27 protein-coding genes are annotated in these 24,358 nt (G+C 74.6%); 15 read left to right on the forward strand and 12 right to left on the reverse strand.

Features of this window, described 5'->3' with window-relative positions; genetic code table 11:
* Positions 1–5: 5 nt before the first annotated feature.
* The 3 genes from RB614_RS11050 to RB614_RS11060 all read left to right on the forward strand — a co-directional run bounded on the left by RB614_RS11050 (position 6) and on the right by RB614_RS11060 (position 1,631).
* Entirely contained in the window at positions 6–620 is a 615-nt protein-coding gene (locus tag RB614_RS11050) for a superoxide dismutase (protein ID WP_308712323.1), read from the forward strand.
* Entirely contained in the window at positions 617–769 is a 153-nt protein-coding gene (locus RB614_RS11055) for a hypothetical protein (protein WP_308712324.1), read from the forward strand. Before RB614_RS11050 ends, RB614_RS11055 begins: the two co-directional genes overlap by 4 nt.
* A 130-nt stretch (positions 770–899) precedes the next feature.
* Positions 900–1,631: a dienelactone hydrolase family protein gene (locus RB614_RS11060; protein WP_308712325.1), complete on the forward strand. Its 732-nt coding sequence runs from the start codon at positions 900–902 to the stop codon at positions 1,629–1,631.
* Between the two features lie 59 nt (positions 1,632–1,690).
* Here RB614_RS11060 and sulP read toward each other — a convergent pair whose 3' ends face one another.
* Positions 1,691–3,364 (reverse strand): sulfate permease, encoded by a 1,674-nt coding sequence (gene sulP / locus RB614_RS11065; protein ID WP_308712326.1) that lies wholly within the window; start codon positions 3,362–3,364, stop codon positions 1,691–1,693.
* 55 nt (positions 3,365–3,419) lie between these two features.
* On the opposite strand from sulP, the gene RB614_RS11070 reads away from it, so the two are divergent.
* Entirely contained in the window at positions 3,420–3,908 is a 489-nt protein-coding gene (locus RB614_RS11070) for a hypothetical protein (RefSeq protein ID WP_308712327.1), read from the forward strand.
* On the opposite strand, the gene RB614_RS11075 is transcribed toward RB614_RS11070, so the two are convergent.
* From RB614_RS11075 to RB614_RS11095, 5 genes are all read right to left on the reverse strand, one after another.
* Positions 3,895–5,634, reverse strand: coding sequence for a hypothetical protein (locus RB614_RS11075; protein ID WP_308712328.1), 1,740 nt, complete (start codon positions 5,632–5,634; stop codon positions 3,895–3,897). The genes RB614_RS11070 and RB614_RS11075 overlap by 14 nt on opposite strands.
* Before the next feature lie 136 nt (positions 5,635–5,770).
* Positions 5,771–6,919 (reverse strand): CapA family protein, encoded by a 1,149-nt coding sequence (locus RB614_RS11080; protein WP_308712329.1) that lies wholly within the window; start codon positions 6,917–6,919, stop codon positions 5,771–5,773.
* A gap of 78 nt (positions 6,920–6,997) precedes the next feature.
* On the reverse strand, positions 6,998–7,171 hold the full coding sequence (locus RB614_RS11085) for a hypothetical protein (protein ID WP_308712330.1): 174 nt from the start codon (positions 7,169–7,171) through the stop codon (positions 6,998–7,000).
* A 190-nt stretch (positions 7,172–7,361) separates the two neighbouring features.
* Positions 7,362–7,502, reverse strand: coding sequence for a hypothetical protein (locus tag RB614_RS11090; protein ID WP_308712331.1), 141 nt, complete (start codon positions 7,500–7,502; stop codon positions 7,362–7,364).
* 190 nt (positions 7,503–7,692) lie between these two features.
* The gene (locus RB614_RS11095; RefSeq protein WP_308712363.1) at positions 7,693–7,932 is read right to left on the reverse strand and encodes a hypothetical protein; all 240 of its coding nucleotides are present in this window, start codon (positions 7,930–7,932) and stop codon (positions 7,693–7,695) included.
* Between RB614_RS11095 and RB614_RS11100 the strand changes: the two genes are divergently transcribed.
* Complete coding sequence (locus RB614_RS11100; protein WP_308712362.1) at positions 7,838–8,140, forward strand: cellulose binding domain-containing protein; 303 nt, start codon at positions 7,838–7,840, stop codon at positions 8,138–8,140. The genes RB614_RS11095 and RB614_RS11100 overlap by 95 nt on opposite strands.
* Here RB614_RS11100 and RB614_RS11105 read toward each other — a convergent pair.
* Both RB614_RS11105 and RB614_RS11110 read right to left on the reverse strand, forming a co-directional pair.
* The gene (locus tag RB614_RS11105) at positions 8,122–9,420 is read right to left on the reverse strand and encodes an ArsB/NhaD family transporter (protein WP_308712332.1); all 1,299 of its coding nucleotides are present in this window, start codon (positions 9,418–9,420) and stop codon (positions 8,122–8,124) included. The genes RB614_RS11100 and RB614_RS11105 overlap by 19 nt on opposite strands.
* Complete coding sequence (locus RB614_RS11110) at positions 9,417–9,863, reverse strand: CBS domain-containing protein (protein WP_308712333.1); 447 nt, start codon at positions 9,861–9,863, stop codon at positions 9,417–9,419. Before RB614_RS11110 ends, RB614_RS11105 begins: the two co-directional genes overlap by 4 nt.
* A 211-nt stretch (positions 9,864–10,074) precedes the next feature.
* On the opposite strand from RB614_RS11110, the gene RB614_RS11115 reads away from it, so the two are divergent.
* The 3 genes from RB614_RS11115 to ligD all read left to right on the forward strand — a co-directional run bounded on the left by RB614_RS11115 (position 10,075) and on the right by ligD (position 11,909).
* Positions 10,075–10,356 (forward strand): MDR/zinc-dependent alcohol dehydrogenase-like family protein, encoded by a 282-nt coding sequence (locus RB614_RS11115; RefSeq protein ID WP_308712334.1) that lies wholly within the window; start codon positions 10,075–10,077, stop codon positions 10,354–10,356.
* Between the two features lie 88 nt (positions 10,357–10,444).
* A complete protein-coding gene (locus tag RB614_RS11120; protein ID WP_308712335.1) occupies positions 10,445–10,903 on the forward strand; it encodes an ATP-binding protein in 459 nt (152 codons plus the stop codon).
* Between the two features lie 31 nt (positions 10,904–10,934).
* Positions 10,935–11,909, forward strand: a complete 975-nt coding sequence (gene ligD / locus RB614_RS11125; RefSeq protein ID WP_308712336.1) for a non-homologous end-joining DNA ligase — start codon at positions 10,935–10,937, stop codon at positions 11,907–11,909.
* A gap of 5 nt (positions 11,910–11,914) precedes the next feature.
* On the opposite strand, the gene RB614_RS11130 is transcribed toward ligD, so the two are convergent.
* Both RB614_RS11130 and RB614_RS11135 read right to left on the reverse strand, forming a co-directional pair.
* Positions 11,915–12,250, reverse strand: a complete 336-nt coding sequence (locus RB614_RS11130; RefSeq protein WP_308712337.1) for a hypothetical protein — start codon at positions 12,248–12,250, stop codon at positions 11,915–11,917.
* 61 nt (positions 12,251–12,311) lie between these two features.
* Positions 12,312–12,803, reverse strand: coding sequence for a MarR family winged helix-turn-helix transcriptional regulator (locus RB614_RS11135; RefSeq protein ID WP_308712338.1), 492 nt, complete (start codon positions 12,801–12,803; stop codon positions 12,312–12,314).
* Between the two features lie 50 nt (positions 12,804–12,853).
* Between RB614_RS11135 and RB614_RS11140 the strand changes: the two genes are divergently transcribed.
* Positions 12,854–14,350 (forward strand): MFS transporter, encoded by a 1,497-nt coding sequence (locus RB614_RS11140; protein ID WP_308712339.1) that lies wholly within the window; start codon positions 12,854–12,856, stop codon positions 14,348–14,350.
* Positions 14,351–14,541: 191 nt separating this feature from the next.
* On the opposite strand, the gene RB614_RS11145 is transcribed toward RB614_RS11140, so the two are convergent.
* Complete coding sequence (locus tag RB614_RS11145) at positions 14,542–14,874, reverse strand: hypothetical protein (RefSeq protein ID WP_308712340.1); 333 nt, start codon at positions 14,872–14,874, stop codon at positions 14,542–14,544.
* A gap of 145 nt (positions 14,875–15,019) precedes the next feature.
* Here RB614_RS11145 and RB614_RS11150 point away from each other — a divergent pair, with 145 nt between their 5' ends.
* From RB614_RS11150 to RB614_RS11175, 6 genes are all read left to right on the forward strand, one after another.
* Entirely contained in the window at positions 15,020–16,627 is a 1,608-nt protein-coding gene (locus RB614_RS11150) for a flavin monoamine oxidase family protein (RefSeq protein WP_308712341.1), read from the forward strand.
* Between the two features lie 39 nt (positions 16,628–16,666).
* Positions 16,667–17,590 carry an NAD(+)/NADH kinase gene (locus RB614_RS11155; RefSeq protein ID WP_308712342.1) on the forward strand — a complete coding sequence of 308 codons (924 nt, stop codon included), beginning with the start codon at positions 16,667–16,669 and terminating at the stop codon, positions 17,588–17,590.
* Between the two features lie 65 nt (positions 17,591–17,655).
* Complete coding sequence (locus tag RB614_RS11160) at positions 17,656–18,297, forward strand: response regulator transcription factor (protein ID WP_308712343.1); 642 nt, start codon at positions 17,656–17,658, stop codon at positions 18,295–18,297.
* Positions 18,298–18,505: 208 nt separating this feature from the next.
* Positions 18,506–21,334, forward strand: a complete 2,829-nt coding sequence (locus RB614_RS11165) for an AfsR/SARP family transcriptional regulator (protein ID WP_308712344.1) — start codon at positions 18,506–18,508, stop codon at positions 21,332–21,334.
* 122 nt (positions 21,335–21,456) lie between these two features.
* A complete protein-coding gene (locus tag RB614_RS11170) occupies positions 21,457–21,885 on the forward strand; it encodes an Imm1 family immunity protein (protein ID WP_308712345.1) in 429 nt (142 codons plus the stop codon).
* A 349-nt stretch (positions 21,886–22,234) separates the two neighbouring features.
* Positions 22,235–22,429, forward strand: coding sequence for a hypothetical protein (locus RB614_RS11175; RefSeq protein WP_308712346.1), 195 nt, complete (start codon positions 22,235–22,237; stop codon positions 22,427–22,429).
* A 14-nt stretch (positions 22,430–22,443) separates the two neighbouring features.
* On the opposite strand, the gene RB614_RS11180 is transcribed toward RB614_RS11175, so the two are convergent.
* Positions 22,444–24,315 (reverse strand): transketolase, encoded by a 1,872-nt coding sequence (locus RB614_RS11180; protein WP_308712347.1) that lies wholly within the window; start codon positions 24,313–24,315, stop codon positions 22,444–22,446.
* Positions 24,316–24,358 lie beyond the last annotated feature (43 nt).

Below are 24,358 nucleotides of genomic sequence, written 5' to 3' on the forward strand. Positions count from 1 at the left end.
GCGCCGTGAGCGTGTATTCGCTGCCCGATCTGCCGTACGACTACGCGGCGTTGGAGCCGCACATCAACGGTCAGATCCTGGAGCTGCATCACGACAAGCACCACGCCGCCTACGTCAAGGGGGCCAACGACACCCTCGACCGGCTCGCCGAGGCGCGGGACAAGGGCGACTTCAGCTCGATCGTGGGGCTGGAGAAGACCCTCGCCTTCAACGTCTCCGGGCACGTGTTGCACACCCTGTACTGGCAGAACATGTCGCCGGACGGCGGCGAACGGCCCGACGGCGAGCTGGCCGAGGCGATCGTGGAGCACTTCGGTTCGTTCGAGGCGTTCCACGGCCAGATGTCCGCCGCCACCACGCTGGTGCAGGGCTCCGGGTGGGGTGTGCTGTCGTACGAGCCGGCGTCGCGGCGGCTGATCGTGGAGCAGGTCTACGACCACCACGGCAACGTGGGCGTCGGGTCGGTGCCGCTGCTGGCGTTCGACGCCTGGGAGCACGCGTACTACTTGCAGTACCGCAATGTGCGGCCGGACTTCGTCAAGGCGATGTGGGAGGTCGTCAACTGGCCCGACGTCGCCGCCCGGTACGCCGCCGCCGTGGCCGGCACGCCCGCCGGGTGACGCCCACCGGTCCGGAGGCGGCGATCGCCGCCGTGCTGCCGGCCGCGCTGGAGCTGACCACCGCGTACGCGGCCGCGGGCGACGACCCGAGCCTGTACTGGCAGACCATGCGGCGGGTGCTCGGCGAGTCGATGGGTGGGCCTTCGTGATAGGTTCGGCGTCGCCGTGTGTGGCCGCGACCGAGGAGGTGAGACCGATCAACGCTGTGACAGGTCGGGGCTCCCTCCCTCGCATGGCCTAGGGAGCGCCCGCAAAAGGCATCCCGAAAGGCTCGACGCTATGCGCTTCACCTCCCAGACGTCGTCCGGCGGCGTCCGCGAACAGCTCTTCGCCCTCGGCGAGATTCCCGGCGTGCTGTGGACGCCGGACGGGGCCACCGACAGCCGTCCGCTGATCCTGATGGGACACGGCGGCGGGCAGCACAAGAAGGCCCCTGGCATGGTGGCCCGCGCGCGCCGCTTCGTGACCGAGTGCGGCTTCGCGGTGGCGGCCGTCGACGTCCCCAACCACGGCGACCGGCCCAGGGACGAGGAGTACGACCGGATCGCGACCGAAAACCAGGAGCGCGTGGACGCCGGCGAGGAGTTGGCTCCGCTGATCGCTTCCTTCCAGGCGCTCGTGGCCCGCCGGACCGTACCGGAATGGCAGGCGGTCCTGGACGCGGTCCAGGGCCTCGACCACGTCGGCGCCGGCCCGGTCGGCTACTGGGGTGTGTCGCTGGGCTGCGGGCTCGGCGTTCCGTTCGTCGCCGCCGAGTCCCGGGTCCGCGCGGCGGTGCTGGGCCTGGGCGGGGCGCTGGCGTCGGCCGAGGACGCCGCCCGGGTCACCGTTCCGGTGGAGTTCCTGGTGCAGTGGGACGACGAACGGGTGCCGCGCGCCCAGAGCCTGGCGCTGTTCGACGCCTTCGGCTCGGCCGAGAAGACGCTGCACGCCAACCCCGGCAAGCACGCGGAGATCCCGGCGTTCGAGCTGGACAGCACGGTGCGGTTCTTCACCCGGCACCTGGACTGATACCCCCGGCCGCGACGTACCCCGCCCTCCCAGACCGCCACCCCGAGTCCGAAAGCTCTTTAGGCGCGGTGCCGGCGCCACTCCTGGTAGGCCTCGACGGCGGTGGGCAGGGTGGGGAAGATGCGCTCCGCGCCGATCGCGGCGGTCAGGCCGAACCGGTCCAGGTCGTCGCGGAGGTCCTGCTTGACGCGGGCGAGCGCGAAGACGATGCCCCGCTCGGCCAGTTCGGCGCGGAGCTGCTCCATCGCGTCCAGGGCGGTGCTGTCGACCTCGACGTTGGCCTCGGCGTTGAGCACGAACCAGGCGACCTTCCGGTCCTGGCCGTGGACGGCGGCGAGCGCGCGGCGGCGGAAGTCGTCGGCGTTGGCGAAGAAGAGCGGGGAGTCGTAGCGGTAGACGACCAGGCCCGGCACGGTCGTCGCTTGTGGATAGTCGTCGACGTCGTGCATGCCGGCCAGGCCCGGTACGAAGCCCTGCACCGCGTCGTGCGGGCGGGCCACCCGGTGTAGCGTCTCGGCGACCGAGAGGCCGACGGCGACGAGGATGCCGTAAAGGATGTCGAAGAGCAGCACACCGGCGCAGGCGGCCAGCGCGAGGGCGAGTTCGGTGCGGCGGAAGGCGGCCAGGCGGCGGAAGCCGTGCACGTCGATGAGGCGGACGGCGGCGTACACGATGATCGCGCCGAGCGCGGCGGTGGGAAAGCGCTCCAGCAGCGGGCCGAGCAGGAGCAGCACGCCGACGACGGTGACCAGGGCGACGAGCGAGTACGCCTGGGTGCGGCTGCCGGCGGCGGCGCCCAGCGCGGTGCGGCTCCCGCTGCTGCTGATCGGAAAGCCGCGCAGCAGCCCGGCGCCGACGTTGGCCGTGCCGAGGGCGAGCAGCTCCTGGTTGGCGTCGATCCGGTAGCCGTCCCGGTCGGCGAACGAGCGGGCGGTGAGCACGGTGTCGGTGTACCCGACGACGAGCACGCCGACCGCGGGCAGCACCAGGCCGGAGAGGTCGTGGAGGTCGGGCAGGACCGGCGTGGGCAGCCCGGCCGGCACCGCCCCGACGACGCCGATCCCGTGCGCCTCCAGGTCGAAGAGGGCGACCGCGGCGGTGGCGAGCAGCACGGCCAGCAACGGCCCGGGCAGTCCGGGCCGCCGCCACTGGACGACGAAGAGGAAGGCCAGCACGACGACCGCGAAGAGCAGCGTCCCCGCCTGCGCGCCGCCCATCCCGCGGGCGAACGAGACGACCTGGCCGAAGAACGTGGCACCCTCCACGGAGACGCCGGTCAGCTTGCCGAGCTGCCCGGCCATCATGATGAGCGCGACACCGGCCATGTACCCGACGAGGATCGGCCGGGAGAGCAGGTCGGCGAGGAAACCCAGCCGGGCGGCGTACGCGACCAGGGCCAGCCCGCCGACGACCACGGCGAGGGCGGCGGCGAGCGTCGCGTACCGCCCGGGGTCGCCGGCCGCGAGGGGCGCCACGGCGGTCGCGGTCATCAGCGCGGTCGTCGACTCGGGCCCGATCGACAGGTGCCGGGACGAGCCGAGCAGCGCGTACACGGCGAGCGGCACGAGGGTCGCCCACAGCCCGGTGACCGGCGGCAGCCCGGCCAGCCCCGCGTACGCCATCACCTGCGGTACCAGGTAGGCGGCCACGGTCGCCCCGGCCAGCAGGTCGCCGCGGAGCCACGCGCGCCGGTAGCCGCGGATCCACGCCAGACCGGGCAGTACCTTGATCACGCGAGCATCGTCGCACCGCGGCCGTGAGCGCGTGCGCGCCGATACGATTCCTGCCATGCCTGACGCTGTGTGGCCGACCGTTCACCCGCGCCCGACCTCGAGCCGGAACGGCTTCGGGCGCGAGCTGAAGGGCCACACCCGGACGGACCGGGGCGGTGGCCACTTCGCCACCTGCTGGGTGGTCGCCTTCGGCCTGCCCATCGTCCCGGTCTCCCGGTACTACCTGCGGGAGGACCGCGCCGCCCGGCGCCACCGGATCGAGGGCGAGTCGCGGCCGCGCGCGGCGGAGGTCGCGCGGACGTACGCGTTCTGCTGGCTGCTGGTGCCGGCGGTCGTGGTCGCGCCGCTGCTCGTCCTGCTCTCCCAGGCCGACCGGATCGGCGACGAGGCGTCGACCGGGTCGAAGCTGGCGTTCGCCGGTGTGTTCCTGGCGGTCCTGGGCGGCTCGATCGCCGCGGTCACCGCGCTGCTGGCCCTCTACCGGGCGCGGTGGGCGCCGGTCCGGGAGGCCGTGTGGGTGGAGGCGCCGGCTACGGAGCGGTGAGCGACGACTTGACCGCGGCCAGGTCGTCGGTGGCGCGCTTGGCGGCGGCGGCCAGGCGGTCGCGCAGGCCGTCGAGCTCGCCGGTGGCCCGCTCGGCCCGCTCCCGCGCGCCGGCCAGGGCGGCGGCGTGCCGTTCGTGGCGGTCGGTGCGGCGCTGGGCCTCCCCGCGCCAGCGGACGGCGGCGGCGAGCAGCAGCCCGGCGCCGGCGAGCGTGGCGATCACCGCGAGGGCGTTCGGCCAGCCGATCAGCGACAGGCAGAGCAGCGCGCCGCCAGCGGCCAGGGCGACCGTGGCCTTGGTGGGGACCGGTTCGTCGGTGTACCGCGCGTCGATCCTGGCCTGCACCGCGTCGAGGCCCTCCGGCGGGGCGCCGGCGTGGACCCGGACCGGCAGGTGCTCCACGGAGGTGGTCGCCGCGCGGGGCGGGTCGGTGGCGGCGTCGCCGGCCAGCCGCTCCGCGCCGGTCAGCAGCCAGCGGGCGCCGGCCGTGCGGGCGGCCCGGGCCAGCGGCGTGCCGTCCGGCGTGAACGCGTCGGCCAGCAGCAGCTCCAGCGCGGTGCCGGCCGGGGCGGCCCACTGCTCGTCCGCCGTGTACTGCCTGCCCTCGATCACCGCGCGCAGCTCGGCCGCCCGGCCCAGCAGCGGCGCCTCCTCGGCCGACCCCTCGTCCACCAGGGCCCGCAGCAGCCCGGCGAGCGGGTCGGCGTCGGCGGGCGCGGGCTCGGCCGGCGGCCGGGCGCAGAGCTCGCGCAGCACGGCCAGCCGGGCGCCGGCGGCGAGCGCGGCCTCGGCGTCCGCGACCGGCTCCAGGATGGACTGTGGCCGAGGGACGATGCCGGGCAGCGCGTCGATCCGGGCCCGCCACGCCTCGGCCGCCGCCTTCTCCCGCTCCGGGTCGAGGGCGTCGACCAGCGCGGCCAGCCGCTGGTCCAGCAGCGCCCGCCCCTGCGCCCCGAACCGGCCCAGCGCCGCCTCGGTCCACAGTGTACGGACGGCGCGGCTGACCGGACCCTCGACGGGGAGCGGGCCGAGCGCCTCCGGCAGCCACCGCGCGCCCAGGTCGGCGCGGCCGTCGACCGCGGCGGTGAGCGTGAGCAGCAGCGCGGTCCGCACCGGGTCCCGCTCGACGGCGAGGGCGAGCGCCGCGTCCGCGTCCCCGCCGCCCGGCGGCGCGCTCCGCACCCCGTCGTGCTCGTCGCGCTCGCCGCGCGGAAGCGTCGCGTCGAGGGGAAGGGCCGTGCCGTGCTCGTCGCGCGGAAGCGTCGCGGCGCGCCCGCCGCCGGGAGGCGCCTCGCCGTGGGGAAACGTCGCGTCCGCGGCGCCGAGCAGCGCGACGAGCGCGGTGGTGGCCGGGGCGAGCCAGTAGCCGGGCACGTCGGCGAAGTCCGCCGGCGGCGGCCGCTCGCCCTGGCTGACGGCGGCGATCACCTGGCGGGTGCGGTGCCGCACCAGCGCCGGCGGGTCGAACATGGCCAGCGTCATCCGCAGGTCGCTCAGCTCCACGAACGCGTCGAACGCGCGGGTGAGCCGGTCCAGCCGCATCTCCACCGAGCCCTGCAGCTTGCTCAGCTCGGAACGGAGCCGGCTGCTCTCCCGCTGCTGGCTGTAGAGCGAGGAGCTCAGCGAGGAGACCTCGTCACCCAGCTCGCGGATGGCCCGCTGCTGCCGGTAGTCCTGCCAGTTGTCGGACACCAACCAGTCCGTGAAGGCGCTCCCGTCGGTCACGGCGATCACCATAGGAGGCCCTGTCCAGCCTGGGCACACCCGGCCGCCGGGCCGCCGCACCCCGGTGATCGAGGCTCCCGTCAAGTCGTTCTAGCAACTTGACGGGAGCCTCGATCACCCGTGACCCGAAGGTCGGCTAGTCGGTGGCGGGGCGGTCGGCGATGTGGAGGCCGGCGGAGGCGGCGCCGCGCATGTTCACGTACCCGCTGATCCGCTTGTGGATGCGGCCGTAGTCGGCCGCGCGGGGGCCGCCGCCGGTCCGGGCCGTGGCGAGGTCGACCAGGCGGGCCTTCGGGTGGTAGTCCATGAAGATCGGCCGTACCTCGACGCCGGTCACCCGCCAGCTGCGCGGTGCCACCTCGGCGAACGTGAAGGTGGGCAGGACCGAGTCGGCGGTGTTCTCCGGGGAGCCGTCCTGGAAGCGGACCAGCAGGTTGCCGAGGCCGTAGGCGACCCACTTGTCGCCGATCTTCTCGAACGGCTGCACCACGTGGGCGTGCATCCCGATGATCAGGTCGACGTCCGGGCTGGCCAGCAGTTGGCCGGCGAGCCCGACCTGGCCGACGTCGGCCTCGTTCTGGTACTCGGTGCCCCAGTGCAGGGAGACGATGACGATCTCCGCGCCGGCGGCCCGGGCCCGTTTCGCCTCGGCGAGGATGGCCTTCGGGTCGATCAGGTTGGCGATCCAGGCCTGCCCCGGTGGGCGGTCGATGCCGTTGAAGCTGAACGTGTACGACAGCTGCGCCACCGTGACCCCGCGCACGTCGAAGACGTTCGGGGTGGCGGCCTCCTTGGCCGAGCGGGCCGAGCCGGTGTGCCGCAGCCTCACCCGGTCGAGGTGGTCGAGGGTGCGGGTGACGCCGGCCGGGCCGTAGTCGAGCGTGTGGTTGGAGGCGGTGGAGCAGGTGTCGAAGCCGGTGCGCGCGGCCGCGTCGGCGAGCTGCACCGGCGAGTTGAAGATCGGGAAGCCGGTGAACGGCCCCCGCTCCGGCCCGAGCGGCTGCTCGACGTGGCAGACGGCGACGTCCGCGGCCTGGATGGCCGGCACGATCGCCGCCATGATCGGCCCGAAGTCGTACCCGGGCTCGCCGGCCGCCCGCGCGTCGGCCTGGGCCTGCGCGACGAGCTCCGGCTGCACGAAGAGGTCGCCGGCCGCCGCCACGGTCAGCGTCGTGGGCCGCGCCGGCGACGGGGACACCGTGGGCGTCGCCGGGCCGGCCGCGTCGTTCTCGTCGTCGTCACCGCAGGCGGGGAGGAGCAGGACTAGCGCGATGGAAACGATCATCAAAGATCTATCTCGCATATCTGGCATTCTGGACGCAGATGTGGGCGTCCAGGGACCAGATCGGCGAAAGCGCATCCCTCAGCCGGGCCGCCCGAGCGGCGCGCCACGCACCCGGCCGGCGACGGTGAGGTCCACGACCCGGCGACTCCACGGCCGTACCCGGATCGTGACGGTGTCGCCGTCGCGGCACCGGTCCGCCCACTCGCTGGGCAGCCCCCCGGCGGTGGTCCGGTCGCCGGTGCCGTCGTCCACGGCCAGGTAGTGCAGCCAGGGCCGGCCCGTCGTCGCCCCGCGCCTCGGAGAGCCACACCTGCGGCCAGAGCACCTCGCCGGTCACGGTGCGCTCGGTGGCCAGACCGGACGCGGACGCGGTGCCACGTGCCGCCGTACGACGACGAGACCAGCTCGCGGTCGCCTATGCCCAGGTCGAGGAGGGCGCTGCTCAGGTGGGTGGCGCCGGCCGCCGCGCCGTACGCGAGGCAGTCGCGACGCCGCCGTTCTCGGCCGCGCCGCTCCACACTCCATAGTGGAACGCCGCGGCGCCGGTCCCGACCGCGGCGAGGTCGGCCAGGGCGACCAGCACGGCGACCACGGCCGGCCCGAAGCGCCGCCGGGACAGCCCCCGCCGCCCGGGCGTCCGCGACGACCTCGGCGCGCAGCCGCTTGTTCCACGACCTGGCCAGCGACTGGTCGCGGAACGTCAGCGCGGTCAGCGGTACCACGCCGCCGACGGCGAGGCGGTACTCGCGCGGCGGCACGACGGGCACGACGTTCTACTCGTTCGGCCTGCCGTCGACGTCGCCCCCGACGACCCCACCCACGACCCTGCCGACCACGCCACCCACCAGCGCGCCGCCCGGGGCTTGTAGTACCACGTACCGGATCGTCAGCCAGTGGCCGGGCGGCTTCCAGGGCGAGGTGACCGTCCGGGCCGGCACCGCCGCGCTCAACGGCTGGACCGTCGGCTGGTCGTTCGCGGACGGCCAGCGGATCACCCAGATCTGGAGCGGCACCGCGACCTCCGACGGGGCGAACGTGTCGGTGCGCGACGCCGGCTACAACGGCGGGTGCCGGCCGGCGGCAGCACCACGTTCGGCTTCCTGGCGAGCTGGACCGGCGCCGACGCGGTACCCGCCGCGATCACCTGCACCAGCCCGTAGGCCGGCCGCCGGGAGGGTCCGCGCGGGCCCTCCCGGCACCGGTCAGCTGAACGCGAAGTAGCGCAGCCACAGGTACGGCACCGCCAGCGCGACCGTCACCGCCGTGACGACCAGGCCGTACCGGGTGAACTGCCAGAACGTGATCGGCCGGCCGGAGCGCTCGGCGAGGCCGAGGACCACCACGTTGGCCGAGGCGCCGATCGCGGTCGCGTTGCCGCCGAGGTCGGCGCCGAGCGCGAGCGCCCACCACAGCACGTGCGAACCGCTGGTGCCCCCCTCGGCCCGCACCATGTCCGCGACCACCGGGCTCATCGTCGCCACGTACGGGATGTTGTCGACGACGGCGGAGAGCACCGCCGAGCCCCACAGCAGCAGCATCGAGGCGAGGAAGAGCCGGCCGCCGGTGGCGTCCGTGGCGGCCCCGGCGATCTGCTCGATCACGCCCGTGTTGACCAGCGCGCCGACCATGACGAACAGGCCGGCGAAGAAGACCAGCGTCGGCCACTCCACGTCCCTGGCCGCCTCGCCGGCGTCCATCCTGGAGAGCGCGAGCAGCGCGAGGCCGCCCACGATCGCGACCACCGAGGGCTCCAGGTGCAGCACGGTGTGCAGGACGAACGCGGCGGTCACCAGCACCAGGACCACGCCGCTGAGCACCAGCAGCCGGCCGTCCTGGATGGCGTCCCGCTCGCGCAGCAGCGCGATCTGGGCGGCCCGCTCCGGGTCGTACCGGAACGCCGACCGGAACAGCACCCGGCACAGCCCCAGGAACACCACCACCAGCAGCGCGACGAACGGCGCGAGGTGGAACAGGAAGTCGTTGTAGGACAGGCCGCCGCGGCTGGCGATGATGATGTTCGGCGGGTCACCGACCAGAGTGGACGTTCCGCCGATGTTCGAGGCCATGACCTCCGCGATCAGGAACGGCGCCACCGGCACGTCCAGCCGCTCGCAGACCAGGAACGTCACCGGCGCGACCAGCAGCACGGTGGTCACGTTGTCCAGGAACGCCGACGCGACCGCGGTCACCAGCACCAGCAGGACCATCACCCGGAACGGCCGCCCGCCGGCGCGCTTGGTGGCCCAGATCGCCACGTACTCGAACGCACCGGTGCGCTTGAGGACCGCGACGATCAGCATCATCCCGACCAGCAGGAAGATGACGTTCCAGTCGATGCCCGCCGTCTCGGAGAAGAACGCGTGCTCGGCGTCGGTCGCGCCGACCAGCAGCATGACCACGGCGCCGCCGAGCGCGGCGGCGACCCGGTGGACCTTCTCGGTGGCGATGAGGACGTAGGCGATGGCGAAGACGGCGACGGCGACCCAGCCGGATCCGCTCACGTACCCAGCATCCGGTCCAGCAGGGCGTCCAGCGTGATCGCGCCGAGCATCGGCTGGCGCTTGCCGGCGACGGCGACGAGCGGGCTGCGGCTGGCGGCCATGACCGCGGCGACCTCCAGGACGGTGGCCTCCGGGTCCACGACCGGCAGCTCGCGGTGGGTGCGGGGGAGCAGCTCGGCCACTGTGCGGTCGCCGACCCCGCGCAGGAACACGTCCGCGGCGCCCTCGTCGATGACCCGGGCCAGCGCCGGGTCGTCCTGGCAGTAGGAGGGAATCGCGAGCCGGAGCACCTGCGTGCCGGGCAGCACGGTGAGCGGCCGGCCGTCGGCGTCGACCACGATCAGGCCCGGCAGGTTTTGCCCGGCCAGCAGCCGGGCCGCCGCCAGCGCCGGCGTCTCCTGCCGGACGGTGGGGAACGCCGTGGCGAGATCTCGGGCACGCACGGGAACCTCCTCCGCGTCGGCGCCGTCGATCCGGCCGCCGACCAGCCTTAGCCTGCCGCACACCTTACCCGCTCGGCCCGGTCCGGCTCTGCCATGATCGGACGGTGCGCGCGTTCGTCCTGACCGGCCCGGGCCGGTACACGGTGGACGACGTGCCGCCCCCGGAGCCGGCGCCGGGGGAGGTGGTCGTCGACGTCGAGCGGGTCGGGGTGTGCGGCACCGACGTGGAGTTCTTCACCGGCGAGATGGCGTACCTCACGTCGACACCCGCGCGCTGGTCCTCAAGGACGTCACCGCGGTCGGCGTCCTCTCCGCCTCGCCGGCGCTGGACGCCACGATCGCCGCGTACGCCAGCGGGGCGGTCGACCCGCGGCCGCTCGTCGCCGCGACCGTCGGGCTCGACGGCGTCGGCCCGGTCCTGGCCGGGCAGCGCCCCGCCGGCGCCGGTCCGGCCCCCAAGATCCACGTGGACCCGCGCATGCCACCCGCGTGACGAGTGTGTCCGCGGGTTTGCCGCGCCCGTGCCGGGTTACATTTTCCGGTGCACGCGGTTGGTTCCGGTGCACGTGGTTCGTACGGGGATGGGAGAGGTCGTGGTGGTCGGTCGGCATCCGGACGACCGTCTGGCCCGTTCCCCCGTCCTGCTGCGGACCTCGTTCGCCGAGGGTGAGCTGCCCGCCGTCCGCCGCCGGCTCGAGCAGGTCGCCCGCGGCTGCGGCCTGACGCCCGACGAGGCGTACGACTGGGTGATCGCGGTCAACGAGCTGATGGCCAACGCGATCCGCCACGGCGGCGGCGCGGGCGCGCTGCGGGTCTGGCGCGACGGCGACCTGTACTGCGAGGTCGGCGACCGGGGCACGGGCTTTGCCGCCGGGCCGTACCTGGCGCCGCGGGCCCGCCCGATGCCGTCCCCGCACGGCGGCATGGGGCTCTGGATCGCCCAGCGGATGACCGGCGAGATGTGGATCGAAAGCGGCCCGTCCGGCACCGTCGTACGCATCCGGACCCCGCTGCCGGCGCCGGAGCGGCCGTTCGCCTGACCCCGGCCCGCGCGGGTGCGATGGTGTGATCATGGAGGTCGGGTCGCTCCCGCTGCTGCGCCCGATGCTGGCCACGCTGGGTGAGCTGCCGGCCGGCGGCGGCTGGGGGTACGAGTTCAAGTGGGACGGGGTCCGGGCCATCGTCTACGTCGAGCGCGGCGAGGTGCGGGTGCTTTCCCGCAACGACCGCGACGTGGCCGCCAGCTATCCGGAGCTGCGCGCCCTGCCGAGGCTGCTGCCGGCCGGGCCGGTGGTGCTGGACGGCGAGATCGTGACGCTGGACGGGGCGGGAGCGCCGAGCTTCGCCCGGTTGCAGCAGCGGATGCACGTGCGTGAGCCGACGCCCGCGCTGCTCAAGCGGGTGCCGGTCCACCTGTACGCCTTCGACGTGCTGCACCTGGGCGGCCGGTCGACGGTGAAGCGGCCGTACCGGGAGCGGCGTGAGCTGCTGGACGGGCTGGGGTTGCGGGACGATCCGGTGCGTACGCCGCCGTGCTGGGCCGACGACCGGGGCGGGGACCTGATGGCGGCCGCGGCGGAGCAGGGGCTGGAAGGGGTGGTGGCCAAGCGGCTCGATTCGCCGTACCAGCCGGGCGTCCGCTCCCGCCTGTGGATCAAGACGCCGCGCAACGCCACGAGGGAGGTGATCGTCTGCGGCTGGACGCCGGGCTCCGGGCGGCGTTCGGGGATCATCGGCGCGCTGCTGCTCGGCGCGTACGACGAGGCGGGGCGGCTGGTCTACATCGGCAAGGTGGGTACCGGTTTCACCAACCGGATGCTGGTCGAGCTCGGCGAGCGGCTCGGGCCGTTGCGCCGGGCGGACCCGCCGTTCGACGGGCCGGTGCCCCGCCCGGACGCGCGCGAGGCGACCTGGGTGCAGCCGCGGCTGGTCGGCGACGTCGAGTACCGCACGGTCAGCCCCGACCGCCGGCTGCGCCACCCGTCCTGGCGCGGCCTGCGCGCCGACAAGCAACCCCGGGAGGTGGCGGCCGCCGCCCCGTCCTGAGCCGGCTACCCGGCGAACCGCGCCGCCAGGTCGCGGTGGTGCCGCGCGGCCTCGGCGGCCCGGTCGGGGGTGACGACCGAGCCGGCCATCCGGCCCAGCCCTTCGAGCTCGTCGGCGAAGCGCAGGTGCTCGCGGTGGGCGTGCTCCCGGCAGGCCAGGCAGGTGACGCTCTCCGGGCGCGGGGAGGTCATCGCGTACGGCACCCGCCGCCCGCAGCCGGTGGTGACCGTGCTCGGCGCGTCGGCCACGAGGCCGAACGTCGAGGCGAGCAGGTTGCGCACCGCCGCGTCGGCGCGCACGACCCGGCGCTCGACGTGGATGTGCGGATCGCCCTCGTCCATCGGCCTCGCTCCCGGCGCAGGGGGTGAGACCCCAGTGTCGCACCGGGGCGCCGGGCGGCCGCTACCTCGGCAGGACGCCCCGCTCGGCGGCGTGCCGCACGAAGTCGTCGACCATCCGGTTGAAGAGCGTGGCGAGCTGGGCCCGCTCCTGCGGCGTCCAGTCGGACAGGGCCTGCAGGATCGACTGGCAGCCGACGCCGAGGATCCGGTCGACGCCCTCGCGGCCGGCGGCGGTCAGGCGGATCCGGTACGCCCGGCGGTCGGCCGGGTCGGGCACCCGCTCGACGTAGCCGATGCTCTCCAGCCGCTGCACCTGCCGGGTGACGTGCGGCGCCTCGACCGCGAGCCGGGCGGCGACGTCGCCGGGGCGCTGCGGCCCGGCCTCGGCGAGCAGGCGCAGGATCGGGACGGCCGCGCGGTCGATCGGCACGCCAGCCTCGGTCGCGATCTGGTGGTGCTGCCGGGCCCGGCTCAGCAGGTGGCTGATCCGGGACAGCCCGCGCTCGATCTCCACCACGTCGGGTGGGACCTGGGCGCGTACGTCAGCCGGCATGTGATCTAACCTACGTGGCGTTACTTAAGTTAAGCAAATATTGTCTGCGTGTGGTTAACGAGCACACACGAGCGGCCTCCGGAGGCCTGACCCTGTTGGCGCTGGCCGTCGCCGGCCTGGTGGTGTCGCTGCAGCAGACCCTGGTCCTGCCGCTGCTGCCCCGGCTGATGCGCGAGCTGGACGCCTCGGTAACGGCCGTCACCTGGGTCTTCACCGTCACGCTGCTGGCCGGCGCGGTCGCCACGCCGCTGCTGTCCCGGTTCGGCGACATGTACGGCAAGAAGAAGATGATCATCGTGGCCATGGTGACGCTGGTCGCCGGCTCGGTCGTCTGCGCGCTCTCCACCTCGCTCGGCGTGCTGATCGCCGGCCGCGCGCTGCAGGGCGTCTCCGCGGCGCTGATCCCGCTCGCGATCGGCACGATCCGGGACGCCTTCCCGCGCGAACGGGTGATGTCGGCGATCGGCATCGTCTCGGCCACCATGGGCGTCGGCGGCACCGTCGGCATGCTGGTCACCGGCGTCGTCGCGCAGCACACCGAGAGCTACCGCCCGATCTTCTGGATCGGCACCGCCGCCGGCGCGCTCGGCCTGGTCCTGGTCGCCACCTTCACGCCGGACGTCGGCACCCGCGCCGGCGGCCGCCCCGACGTGCTCGGCGCGCTCGTGCTCGCGGTGTGGCTGGTCTGCCTGCTGCTGGGCATCAGCGAGGGCGGCTCGTGGGGCTGGGGCTCCGGCCGCACCATCGGCCTCTTCGCCGCCGCCGCGGTGCTGTGCGCACTGTGGGTGCTGATCGAGCTGCGCGTGCGCGAGCCGCTGGTGCGGATGGGGCTGCTCGTCGGGCCCCGCTCGCTCACCGCCAACCTCGCCTCGCTGCTGCTCGGCTTCGCCATGTTCGGCGGCTTCACCCTGATCTCCAACTTCGTGCAGACCCCGAGAGACCAGATCGGGTACGGGCTGAGCGGCTCGGTGCTCGACGTCGGCCTGTACCTGCTGCCCAGCACGGTCGGCATGCTGCTGTTCTCCACGCTCGCCGGCCGGTTCGAGCGGCGCCTCGGCACGGCGTACACGCTGGCGATCGGCGCGCTCCTCGTGGCGGCCAGCTTCGTCTACCTGTCACTCGCCAACGGCCACGTGTACGACGTGCTGATCTACAGCGGCGTGATGGGCTCCGGCATCGGCATGGGGTACGCGGCGCTGGGCACGCTCGCCGTCCAGCACGTGCCGATGAGCCAGAGCGGCATCGCCAGCGGCATCAACACCCTGGTCCGCACCGTCGGCGGCAGCATCTCCGGCGCGGTGACCGCCTCGCTGCTCACCAGCCACGTCATCGCCGGCACGCAGGTGCCGAGCCTGGACGGGTACACGCTCTCGTTCGTCGTGGTCGCGGTCGGCGGCGCGGTGGCCGCGGCGGTCGCGCTGGTCCACGGCCTGGCCTACAAGCACGACCGCGCGCACGAGCGCCCGGTCTCCGACTTCGACACCTCGGCCAACGCCGAACTGGCCGCGGTCGCCGGCGACTACGGCGACATTCCCACCCGCCGCTAGCCCGGACCTGCCGCGGCGTCCGCGGTTGGCATTCTGCCCCGGTCCGCGGCGGGTCGGGGTTCGACGTCGGGTCGCGGAGTCAGATCGTGGTATCTGGGTGCCCCCGGAGGGGCACTGGAATACCACGATCACTGGCTGGAGTCGGGTTCGAGGCCGGGCCGCCGGACGCCGGACCACGATTCCGCAGGTCGCTAGAGCGTGGCGAGGAAGCCGCCGGCGACGACGAGCGGGAGGGTGACGAACAGGAAGACGCCCACGCCGGTCAGGACGCGGCCGCCGTCGTCGGCGGGTCCGCGCTCCGGGCCCCGCCCGAACCAGGCGAAGGCGTCCGCGCTGCCCATCTGGGTGAAGCCGAGCCCGCCCGACACCGCCACCAGGGCGCCGGCGCCGACCAGGCAGATCCCGAGCCGCGAGACGAACGTGCCGTCGCCGACCGCGACCCAGATGCCCGCGACGACCGCCGCGACCGCCGCCGCGATCACCACCAGCACGAGTGCTTCGAGGAGACCTTTCAAGGCCGTCATGGTCCCACGCTAGAGACCCCTGTCCATGCCGATCACGAGCCGCCCGCGATCGTCCGCGGCGAGCGGACGTCTATCCGGCGTCTATCCCTCGCCCACACGCTGGGTGACGGCCGTCCGCGGGGGACGGCGAGGGGGAGGCACCACAATGCGTTCGAGGGGGTACGGCGCGCACCGCGGGGGCGGTCACGCCGACGACGGATGGGAGCACCACCTGCGGCTCGGGCACGAGCTGGCCGCGACCGGGCCGGACGGGGCGGACCGGCGACGGCGGTACCTGGAGGCGCTGCTCGGTGACGGACCGTCACTGACGGGGCGGCCGGCGCGGGTGCTGGTGCTCGGTGCCGGGATCGCCGGGCTCTGCGCCGCGTACGCGCTGCGCCGCGCCGGCCACGAGGTGCGCGTCCTGGAGGCGGACCCGGACCGGATCGGCGGGCGGCTGGCCGCGGCCCCGCGCGGCCCGTTCCGCGACCCGCTGCTGCACGCGCAGGCGGCCGGAGTGTCCATACCGGACACCCACCCGCTGACACTGTCCCTCGTGGACGGGCTCGGGCTGCGCCGCCGCCCCGCCGCCCCGCCCGCCGTCCCCACCGGGTACACGGCGGTGGACCTGCTCGACGCGGTGCTGGAGACCGTGCGCGACTACCACACCGTGGACACGCCGGACGGCCGGGTGCTGGGCTGGGCGCGGCTGCTGCACGACCTGGACCACCTGTCGCTGGGGCGGTTCCTGACCGAGTGGGCCGGCCTCGACACGGCGGCGGTCACCGCGATCGGCCGGCTGGAGCACGCCGGGTACCGGATGCCGATGTCCTTCGTGGACTTCTACCTGCACCACCTGCACGCCGGCCCGCGCGCGGCGCGCTGGGAGATCGAGGGCGGGAGCTGGCGGCTGCCGTACGCGTTCGGCCCGCTGCTCGACGACGTGGTCAGCCTGGACCGGCGGGTGACCCGGATCGAGTGGTACGACCCGACCCGCCCCGGCGCCGCCCACCAACACGTCCGCGCCGAGGGGCCGCACGTGTGGGTGGAGACGCTCTCCGGCCGCGGGCGCCGCCAGGGGTACCTGGCCGACGCGGCGATCGTGACGCTGCCGTTCGCGGCGCTGCGCCAGGTCCGGATCGAACCGTCGCTGCCGGCCGCCAAGCGCCGCGCGGTCATGGCGCTGCGGTACGAGCCGGTGACCACCGTGCGGCTGGAGTTCGACCGGCGCTGGTGGGAGTTCACCGAGGACCGGTGGCGGCGCGAGCTGGACGCGCTCGCCCCCGGCCTGTACGACCGGTACGCCGGGGCGCCGGCGCGGCCGGTGACGCCGGCCGGCGGCACCAACCGACTCCCCGCGTTCCCCGCCGGGCCGGTGCCGGGCAGCGCGGGCGGCGTGGTGCTGGCCAGCCACGCCCGGGCCGGCGGCGCGGTGCGGTGGGAGGCGATGAAGCCCGACGACCGGTACGCGCGGGCGCTGCGCGGGCTGCAGGAGGTCTACGGCGGCCGGATCGAGGCGTTCTTCACCGGGCGCGGCGCCACCGGCAGCTGGACCGCCGGGGAGGCCGTCCTCGCGCCCGGCCAGCTGACCGCCCACCACCTGCCCGCCGTCGCACCGGCCGGCACGCTGCACTTCGCCGGCGAGCACACCTCGCTCCGGCCCTCGTCCGTCGAGGGAGCGGTCGAGTCCGGGGTGCGGGCCGCGCTCGCCGTCCACGACCAGCACCAGCCGGCACCCACCCGCGAGCCGGTCCGCTGCGGCGCGCGGCGCTGAACGCCTGCGCACACCGGTGCCGCGGGGCAGGATGGCGGCATGGGCAAGGCGGCGTACACGATCGGCCTGGTGGTCCACCCGACCCGGCCGGTGCGCGACTCGGTGCAGGTCATCGCCGGGTTCGCGGACCGGTACGGGGGCCGGGTGCTGGCCCGGGAGGCGGACGGCGAGCGGGTCGGGCCGGGGGTGCGGACGGTCCCCGCGGACGGGTTCGCCGACGCCCTCGACGCGCTGGTCAGCCTCGGCGGCGACGGCACGATGCTGGGCGCGATGCGGCTGCTCGTCGGCCGGCGCACCCCGATCCTCGGGGTCAACCACGGCAACCTCGGCTTCCTCGTCGAGGTCCCGCCCGCCGGCCTGGCGGCGGCACTGGACCGCATGGTCGCCGGCGACTACGGGCTGGAGCCGCACAGCTGCCTCGACGTGGCGGCCGGCGAGCGGTCGTTCACCGCGTTCAACGACGTGGTGGTGACCGCGCCGGAACGGCTCGGGTCCGCGGTCGTCGACCTGTTCGTCAACGGCGCCGCGCACGGCTACTACCGGGGCGACGCGGTCGTCGCCTGCACCCCGATCGGGTCGACCGCCTACAACTACGCCGCCGGCGGCCCGGTCATCTCACCCTCCACGCCGTCGATCGCGCTGACCCCGGTGGCGCCGATGTCGGGGATCAGCCGCTCGGTGGTCTTCGGCGACAGCGACGAGGTCGAGCTGCGCAACCCGGGCGACGGCGCCGCGCTCCGCTTCACCGTCGACGGGACCGCGCCCGAGCCGCTCGACGCGGGCGCCGCCCTCCACCTGCGGCTGCGGCCGGAGGCGGTCCACATCGTACGGTTCGACCCGGATCGCCACCAGCGGCGCAACCGGGTCAAGCTCAGCCTCCTCGACCTGCCGCTCCGCCCCGACCAGCTGCTCGAGCTGGTCCCGCCCCAGCTGCGCGAACGCGCCGAACACCTGCGCGGCTGACCCCGCCGCGGCGGCGTCTATCCGGTGGCGATCGGTTGTCGACGCGGCTGGTGCTTGCTGGACGGGTGGAAGCCGTCGGGGTCGCGGTGCTCGCCGGCGACCAGCTCACTCGGGACGGGGTCGTGGCCGGCCTCGCGTCCCAACCCGCCGTCGAGGTGTACCTCGGCGAGCGCCAGCGCTCGGCCCGGGTGCTGCTCGCCGTCGCGGACCAGGTGACCGACGAGGTGCTCGGGGGGATCGAGCGCTTCGGCCGGGCCGCCCGGCAGCGCGACCCGGCCGTCGTCCTGGTCGCCAACGAGCTGCGCGAGTACCACGTGCTGCGCGCGGTCGAGCTCGGCCTGGCCGGGCTGCTGCACCGCCGGGACGCCGGGTTCGAGCAGATCGCGCGGGCCGTCGTCGCCGCGGCGTCCGGCCGGGCCGAGCTGCCCGCGGCGGTCACCCGCCGCCTGCTGGAGCAGATGCGCGCGGTACAGCGGGACGTGCTCGGCCCGCGCGGCCTGACCGTCAGCGGCTTCACCGACCGGGAACTGGAGGTGCTGCGCCTGCTCGCGGAAGGGCTGGACACCGGCGAGGTGGCGCTGAAGCTGAACTACTCGCAGCGCACCGTCAAGAACATCATCTACGGCGTGATGACCCGCTTCGGGCTGCGCAACCGCACCCACGCGGTCGCGTACGCGATCCGGACCGGGGCCCTGCGGCCCTCCTGACCGTCCACAGTGCCCTCGGGTACGGGGATCGATGACCTTCGGGGCAGATCGGGGCGCTGGGTGTACCCGGGCGGGGGTGCTCGGGGTAGCATGGCGGGCCTCCGGACCTGGACGCGCGGGGGCGTCCTGGCGTGCCCGGAGCTTCACGGCGGATGCATTCGGGGGGGAATGCGTGGACGACCGTTTGTGGTTCACCCTGCTCGGGCCCGTGACAGCCCGCCGTGGGCCTGCGGAGCTGGAGCTCGGCTCGCCCCAGCAGCGGGCGGTGCTCGCCGCGCTGCTGTTGCAGGCCGGCGTGCCCGTCTCCATCCAGCAGCTGATGGAGACGCTCTGGGACGACGGCGCGCCCCGGTCGGCGGAGGCGACGATCCGGACGTACGTGTACCGGCTGCGCCGCGTCCTCACGCCGGACGGCGCCGCGCCGCCGGTGATCCGGTCGGCCGGCGCCGGATACCTGGTCGACGTGCGGCCGGAGGAGCTCGACCTGGCGACGTTCCGGCAGCTGGTCGGCGCCGCGGAGGCGGCCCGGCGGGAGGCCGACACCACCGGCGCGGCCGACCTGCTGCGCCGCGGCCTCGCCCTGTGGAACGGCGAGCCCCTCGCCGGCCTGCCCGGCCAGCCGATGGAGCGGTACCGGGCCAACCTCGCCAAGCTCCGGCTGAACGCGCTGGAGGCCCTGCTCGCCGCCGAGATCGACCTGGGGGCGTACGTCTCGGCCGGTGACCAGCTCGCCTCGCTGGTCGCCGAGCACCCGCTCGACGAGCGGTTCCGCCGGCTGCTGATGCTCGCGCTGTGGCGTTCCGGGCAGCAGGCCGAGGCACTCGCCGTGTACCAGGACGCCCGCGACACCCTCGCCGCCGAGCTCGGCGTCGACCCCGGGCCGGAGCTGCAGGCACTGCACCTGCGGATCCTGCGGGCCGAGTCGCCGGCACCGCCCGTCCCGACCCAGCGGGTCGCCGCCCCGGCGCAGACGCGCACCGCCGCGCGCGGCCGCACCGCCCTGGCCACACCCGCCCAGCTCCCCGCCGACCTGCCCGACTTCGTCGGCCGCACCGCCGAGCTGGCCGGCCTCGACGCGCTGCTGCCGGCCGGCGACGCCCCGCCACCGGCGATGCTGATCAGCAGCATCCACGGCATGGCCGGCACCGGCAAGACCGCGCTCGCCGTCCACTGGGGACACCGGATCGCCGGCCGGTTCCCGGACGGCCAGCTCTACCTCAACCTGCGCGGCTTCCACCCCACCGGCGTCGTGATGAGCCCTCTCGAAGCGCTTCGCGCGGTCTTCGACGCGATCGGCGTCGACCCGCGGCAGCTGCCCGACGGGCTCGACGCGCAGGCCGCCCTGTACCGCAGCCTGATGGCCGGCCGCCGGATGCTGCTGCTGCTGGACAACGCCCGCGACGCCGACCAGGTGCGGCCGCTGCTGCCCGGCTCGCGCGGCTGCCTGGTGATCGTCACCAGCCGCCACCAGATGCCGAGCCTGGTCGCCATCGAGCAGGCCCGGCCGACCAAGCTCTGCGTGCTGCCCGACGACGACGCCCGGGCCTACCTGCGCAGCCGCCTCGGCTCCCGGGTCGGCCCGGACGACGGCGCCCAGGTCGACACGATCGTGCGGCTCTGCGGCGGCCTGCCGCTGGCGCTGAGTCTGGTCGCCGCGCGCAGCGCGCTCAACCCGCACAGCCCGGTCGCGGCGGTCGCCGACCAGCTCTCCGCCGACCACGGCACGCTCGACTCCTTCGTCGACAACGACCCGGCGATCGACCTCAAGACCATCTTCTCCTGGTCGTACGAGCGGGTCAGCCCGTCCGCCGCGCGCCTGCTGCGCCTGCTCGCCCTGCACCCCGGCCCGGACGCCGCGCCGGCCTCCGTCGCCAGCCTCGCCGGCGCCCCGCTGCGCCAGGTCCGCGCCGGCCTCGACGAGCTGGTGCACGCCAGCCTGGCCCGCGAGCCGTCGCCCGGCCGCTATGTGCTGCACGACCTGGTCCGGGCGTACGCGGCGGAGCGGGCCCAGGACACCGACCCCGAGCCGGAACGGCGGGCCGCGGTGGCCCGGCTGCTGGAGCACTACACGCGCACCGCGCGGGCGGCCGTGCAGCTGCTCGACCCGCAGTGGGACCTCGACCCGGATCCCTCCACAATAGACGGTGTGGCGCCGGTGGAGGTCGCGGACGCCGAGGCCGCCCGCACCTGGCTGACCGTGGAGCACCGCTCGGCGGTGGCGGCGGTCGAGCTGGCCGCCGAGTACGAGCTGGACGTCCAGCTGTGCCGCCTCGCCGCCACCCTCTCCGACATCTTCCAGCGGCACGGCCACTGGCGCGACCAGGTGGCCATGCAGACCCTCGCGCTCGGCGCCGGCCGGCGGGTCGGCGACCTGGGCGTGCGGGCCGCCGCGCACCGCAGCCTCGGCAGCGCGTACGCCCGGCTCAACCAGCTCGACGCCGCCCAGGAGCACCTGCTCAGCTCGCTGGAGCTCTTCGAGGCGGTCGGCGACCGGGCCAACCAGGGGCGCAGCCACCGCGGCCTGGCCTACCTGCACGGCCAGCAGGGCCGGTACGACCTCGCGCTCGCCGCCAGCCAGCGGGCCCTGGAGCTGTACCGGGCCGCCGGCGACCCGGCCGGCGTGGCCAGCGCGCTCAACGACACCGGCTGGTGCCACGCGATGCTCGGCGACTTCGCCCAGGCGCTGACCCACTGCCGGCAGGCGCTCGACGCGCTCTCCGCGCTGGACGTCGCGAACGCGGTGGCCAGCACCTGGGACAGCCTGGGCTTCATCCACGCCGGGCTGGGGGAGCGGCGCGAGGCGGTCGCGGCGTACACCCGGGCGGTGGAGATGTTCCACGAGCTGGGCGACCGGTACAACGAGGCCGACGCCCTGGTCCACCTGGGTGACTGCCACCGCGACCTCGGCGACCTCGGCGCCGCGCGCGGCGCGTGGCGGCGGGCGCTGGCGCTGCTCGACCTGCTCGGGCACGCCACGGCGCGGGAGGTCCGCACGCGGCTGGACCAGGTGGCCCGCGAAGGGTTGGTGAGTCCTTAGGGCAGAGGTGCCGGTATGGGCGGGCCGCGCTCGTATCACCCGGTTGTGACGCGGCGACCTCCTCGTCTTTACTGACCGTGCTCGACAAAACGTGAGTGCTGTTCGGAAAGGGCGTCCGGCAGATGTCTGTGCAGTTCCTGGCCACCTGGGCCGATGGCCACCGTTACGGCCTCGACCGCGCAGAGGACGTCGTTCCGCTCCTGGTGTCGATACACGAGTGCCACAAGCCGGTGGTCGTCACGCTGGAGGCCCGGGTGGACGTGCGCGGACTGCGCGTCACCCGGGGACTCCACCTCGGCGTGGGGCACGAGAAGCGCGGCTTCGCGTTCCCCTACGGCCGCCCGCACACCGGCTACGCCGTGCACCGCGGCGTGCGCCCCTGGCACCGCGACATCAGCTTCGGCTTCGAGGGCACGCCGACCCCGTTCCACCCCGCGGAGACCCGCATCACCCCGGAACAGGTCTGGGCGCTCGCCCTGTCGTACCTGGCCACCGGGCACACCACCGAAGCCGTCGGCTGGGGCTGCCTCCCGACCCGCCGCAAGCGCTAGCTAGTCCCTGTTTCGAAAATCCTTGCCGGGCTGCGCCGGGCCCAGACGACGACCGGCGGCGCCGGGCGTAAGGCCGCATACAACACCGGTATGCGACCTTGCGCCCGACTTGCCGGATCGCCGCCTTGACTCCGGCTCGCCTCGACAATTCTTTTGAAACAGGGCCTAGTCCCTTCGACGTCCGGCGCCGGGCGGCCGTCACCTCGCGGGGGGCCGTTCGTTCGTGAAGTGGCTCACCTGTGATCCACCCATTGGCATCGGCGGGGTGCGGAGGGTAATCGTGGATGGTCAGCGTGCGACGCCCCGGCCCGTGCGGCGCCGCACGCCCGACCCGCGAGGAGGCTCTCCGATGACCGATATCCGCGCCGGCACCGAGACCGGCGTCCGCCGCTGCGACCAGTGCGGCCGCCCACTGCCGGCGCTGCACAAGAACGAGTACACCCCGGCCCGCGCCCGCCTGGTCGCCGAGCTGGGCGTGTGCCTGTGCGCCCACGGCGACAGCGACGACGTCGAGGTGCCCGAGCGCGCCCCGTCCCTGCTCTGAGACCCGCCGGCGGGTCAGCGGGCCTTGACGCCGTCGAGCAGGGAGCGGGCGGCGGCGGTGATGGCGTCCGCGTCGATCCCGGCGGCGCGCAGCTGCTCGTCCGGGGTGGCCGAGGCGGGCATCTGCCGGACCGCGAGCTTGCGTACCCGGGCCGGGTCGTCGCCGCCGGCGAGCGCGTCCAGGACGGCGTCGCCGAGCCCACCCTCGGGCCAGTGGTCCTCGACCGTCACGATCCGGCCGGTGTCCCGGGCCGCGGCGCGCACGGCGTCCGCGTCGATCGGCTTGACGCAGTACGCGTCGATCACCCGGGCCCGTACACCGTTGGCCGCGAGCTGGTCCGCGGCGGCGAGGGCCTGGTGCACGGTGACCCCGGCCGCGATGATCGCCACCAGGTCGTCGGGGGAGCGGCGCAGCGTGCGGCTGCCGCCGATCGGAAACCGCTCGCCGGGCGGGTAGATGACCGGGGTGGCGCCGCGGTTGGTGCGCAGGTAGCTGATCCCGTCCCGGTCGGCCATGGCCGCGACCAGGTCGGCGGTCTGGTTGGCGTCGCACGGGTAGAGCACGGTGCTGCCGTGCACCGCCCGGAACGCGGCCAGGTCCTCCAGCCCCATCTGGGACGGCCCGTCCTGCCCGATGGAGACGCCGGCGTGCGAGCCGCACAGCCGCAGGTTCGCGCGGCTGACCGCGGCCATGCGGACGAAGTCGAAGGCGCGGGTCCAGAACGCGGCGAACGTGGCCGCGAACGGCGTCCAGCCGCGGGCCTGCATGCCGACCGCGGCGGCGAGCATCTGCTGTTCGGCGATGTAGCACTCGAAGAACCGGTCCGGGTGGGCGCCGGCGAAGTACTCGGTGCGGGTGGAGTCGGCGACTTCGCCGTCCAGGACGACCACGTCGCCGCGGGCGTCGCCGAGCGCGACGAGGGCCCGCCCGTACGCGGTCCGGGTCGCCTCCTTCGAACCGAGCTCGTACGCGGGCAGCGCCAGCGGGCCGTCCGCGAACCGGTGCGGGGTTCCGGCGCGGTCCGGCTCCCGCACGTGTACCGACAGGTCGCGCACGCCGCCGAGCTGCCGCACCGCGTCGTCCGGGTCGGGCACCGGCTTGCCGTGCTTGCCCTCCTGGTCCTCGACCCGCGCCACGCCGCGCCCCTTCTGGGTGCGGGCCAGGATCACCGCCGGCTTCCCGGCGGTGGAGACGGCCTGGGCGTACCCCCGGTCGACGTCGGCGATGTCGTGCCCGTCCACCTCGATGACCCGCCAGCCGAACGCGGACATCCGCCGCGCGTAGGCGTCCAGGTCCCACTGGTGCCGGGTCGGCCCGCGCTGGCCGAGGCGGTTGACGTCGACGATCGCGGTCAGGTGGTCCAGGCCGGAGACGCCGGCCTGCTCGAACGCCTCCCACATCGACCCCTCGGCGAGCTCGCTGTCGCCGCAGAGCACCCAGGTCCGGTAGGGCAGCCGGTCGAGCCGGGCGCCGGTCAGCGCCAGCCCGACCCCGATCGGCAGCCCCTGCCCCAGCGAGCCGGTCGCCACGTCCACCCAGGGCAGCCGGGGTGTCGGATGCCCTTCGAGCCGGCTGCCCAGCCGCCGGTACGTCATCAGCTCGTCGGTGCCGATCGCGCCGGCCGCCCGCAGCATCGCGTACAGCAGCGGCGACGCGTGCCCCTTGGAGAAGATCAGCCGGTCGTTGTGCGGGTCGTCCGGGTCGGTCATGTCGTACCGCAGGTAGCGGGCGAGCAGCACCGCCATCAGGTCCGCCGCCGACATCGCCGAGGTCGGGTGCCCCGAGCCCGCGGCGGCCGAACACCGCACCGCGTCCACCCGCAACTGCTGTCCCAGTTCGGCCATCTGGTCCAGGCCGAGCCTGTCCCGCGTCTGCGTTACCGCCATGTCCGGACGCCTACCCACTCCACGCCCGGACAAACGGCGCGCC

The organism is Phytohabitans maris, assembly GCF_031085175.1.
Classification (GTDB): Bacteria; Actinomycetota; Actinomycetes; order Mycobacteriales; family Micromonosporaceae; genus Phytohabitans; species Phytohabitans maris.

Coding starts and splice junctions, on each gene's coding strand:
- RB614_RS11120 (WP_308712335.1), top strand. CDS start 10,445: ATGGGAGAGGTCGTGGTGGTCGGTCGGCATCCGGACGACCGTCTGGCC.
- RB614_RS11170 (WP_308712345.1), top strand. CDS start 21,457: ATGTCTGTGCAGTTCCTGGCCACCTGGGCCGATGGCCACCGTTACGGC.
- RB614_RS11060 (WP_308712325.1), top strand. CDS start 900: ATGCGCTTCACCTCCCAGACGTCGTCCGGCGGCGTCCGCGAACAGCTC.
- RB614_RS11175 (WP_308712346.1), top strand. CDS start 22,235: ATGACCGATATCCGCGCCGGCACCGAGACCGGCGTCCGCCGCTGCGAC.
- RB614_RS11180 (WP_308712347.1), bottom strand. CDS start 24,315: ATGGCGGTAACGCAGACGCGGGACAGGCTCGGCCTGGACCAGATGGCC.
- RB614_RS11130 (WP_308712337.1), bottom strand. CDS start 12,250: ATGGACGAGGGCGATCCGCACATCCACGTCGAGCGCCGGGTCGTGCGC.
- RB614_RS11080 (WP_308712329.1), bottom strand. CDS start 6,919: ATGATCGTTTCCATCGCGCTAGTCCTGCTCCTCCCCGCCTGCGGTGAC.
- RB614_RS11145 (WP_308712340.1), bottom strand. CDS start 14,874: ATGACGGCCTTGAAAGGTCTCCTCGAAGCACTCGTGCTGGTGGTGATC.
- RB614_RS11135 (WP_308712338.1), bottom strand. CDS start 12,803: ATGCCGGCTGACGTACGCGCCCAGGTCCCACCCGACGTGGTGGAGATC.
- RB614_RS11070 (WP_308712327.1), top strand. CDS start 3,420: ATGCCTGACGCTGTGTGGCCGACCGTTCACCCGCGCCCGACCTCGAGC.
- ligD (WP_308712336.1), top strand. CDS start 10,935: ATGGAGGTCGGGTCGCTCCCGCTGCTGCGCCCGATGCTGGCCACGCTG.
- RB614_RS11155 (WP_308712342.1), top strand. CDS start 16,667: ATGGGCAAGGCGGCGTACACGATCGGCCTGGTGGTCCACCCGACCCGG.
- RB614_RS11150 (WP_308712341.1), top strand. CDS start 15,020: ATGCGTTCGAGGGGGTACGGCGCGCACCGCGGGGGCGGTCACGCCGAC.